Origin of the sequence: Paraburkholderia solitsugae, from assembly GCF_013177695.1 — a bacterium.
Taxonomy (GTDB): Bacteria; Pseudomonadota; Gammaproteobacteria; order Burkholderiales; family Burkholderiaceae; genus Paraburkholderia; species Paraburkholderia solitsugae.
Genome location: NZ_WOEY01000195.1, coordinates 1 through 1,747 on the forward strand (window position 1 = coordinate 1; position 1,747 = coordinate 1,747).

A 1,747-nucleotide genomic window follows, 5' to 3' on the forward strand; every position below is an offset into this window, starting at 1 on the left:
CGTGTTGCCTCACGAAGGAATGTTACCCGACGGATTGTTGTCGTTTCGGTTTCTTTCTTCTTTTCTTTTGGGGTTTGCCGGGCGCGAAGCGCCCGGCCCCCGCCGGCTTTCAACTTTTCCGCGGCTCACACTTCAACCGGCGTGTCGGCAGGCTTGCGCAGGCTGCCCAGGATCATTTCTTTCACGCGCTCGGCGCGCCATGCCTTGACCCGGCGCTGCAGCGTTCGTAGTTGCGCCTTGCTCGCATAGGCGTCCGGAACCATCGTCGCCAACCGGTCCATCAATTCGTTGGCCGAAACAGCGGGCTCGGCGATCAGCCACCCTTCAATAACCGGCCACGCGTCGGCGAACGGATCCACCCGGGTTTTCCACCAGTGCTTTGCATTGGGTTGCTTGCGGTGCGTTGGACGTGCTTCCCCTTCCATCCACGCCGAAGAGAGGCTCGCGAGGAAGACGGCTACATCTGATTCGCCTGTGGGTGCTGCGTCAGCGCGCACGCCGTGGGCCGCGAACTCGCTCAAAGTCTGCTGAGCCGTTCGCATCTCCTGCAGCAGGCGCACAGGATCGAGGCTGTTGAACTGCGCTTTCAGCTTTTCCTTGATAGCGGGTTTGACGCTGTCGTGTGCCAGAAGCCGATCGCACGGCGTCGCCGGTGCAAAGTAGACCTTGTGCACCCGCGCGCCGTCGCGCGTCTTGGACTTCAGCTTGAATGAAGGCTGGAAGAAGTTAATGTATAGGCGCGATGACGCGTACAGCTGCGCCAGCGCGTCCCTCGCATCGGTGCCGCTCAGGCGGCCATAACCGACCAGCCGCCGAACGACGGAGCCGTTCTTCTGCTCCACCCAGGCCTGATCGTTCTTCTTGTAGGCCCGCGAGCGGGTCTGCTCAAGACCATGTTCCTTGCAGTAGTCGAAGACACTCTGGTTCATGAATGCGGTGTCGTTATCCGAGTCCACTCCAAGCATCGCGAATGGCAGATCGGCGGCCACCTTGTCAAACGCCTCTATAACCAGCATCTGGTTGCGTACTCGCATGGCCACGCATTCTGTCCAGCCGCTGGCGATATCAGTCAGCGTCAGCGTGTGGACGAAGTCACCGTCGGTCTTCGGACCGCCGCAGTGTTCGACCATGTCGATCTCGAAGAAGCCTGGCGGCGGATCGCGCCAGTCGGCGAAGGTACGCACCGGGATGCTGCGCCGGATGGCCGAGCCCACCCCCTTGCGGCGTTTGCGCTGCCCGTCGATCTGCAAACGTGCATTGGCCAGCATGCGATCGATGGTCGCCGCGCTGACCTCAAGGAGTTTGGCCTTGATGACCGGATCCAGGTCGAGATGGCCGTGCCGCTCCATGGCATCAACCAGCTTCGGGATCAACGCCTTCAGGCGCTTGCCGCAGACCCGGTCGGCCGCTTCCCACAATACCGTCAGCGCCTGGCGTACCGCCTCGTCGTACAGCCGGTTGCGCTCGCGTGTCCCCTTTGCCGCGCCGCCGGGCTGCTCCCGCAGCAGCCGGATGGCGTGCTTGCGGTGATACCCGGTCAGAGCCACGAACTCGTCGAGAATCCTGATCCGGTCACCAAACGCCGCGCTGCTATACCGCAATTGCAATGCTGCGACCAACTCCTTGCGTGTCGTCATGCTGATTTGCCTCGTCACCTCGTGTTGCTCCCGCCGGACAATCCGGCGGGTAGCAAACTACGTGAGGCAACAGGTCAGCGCGAGTTGCAATTCTGATGAGTCAATGCGCC

1 protein-coding gene is annotated in these 1,747 nt (G+C 61.9%); it reads right to left on the reverse strand.

The genetic code is table 11. The annotated features are described in order from the left end of the window. Nucleotides 1-125 precede the first annotated feature (125 nt). Nucleotides 126-1,637 (reverse strand): integrase catalytic domain-containing protein, encoded by a 1,512-nt coding sequence (locus tag GNZ12_RS43785; RefSeq protein ID WP_172319204.1) that lies wholly within the window; start codon nt 1,635-1,637, stop codon nt 126-128. Between the last annotated feature and the right edge of the window lie 110 nt (nt 1,638-1,747).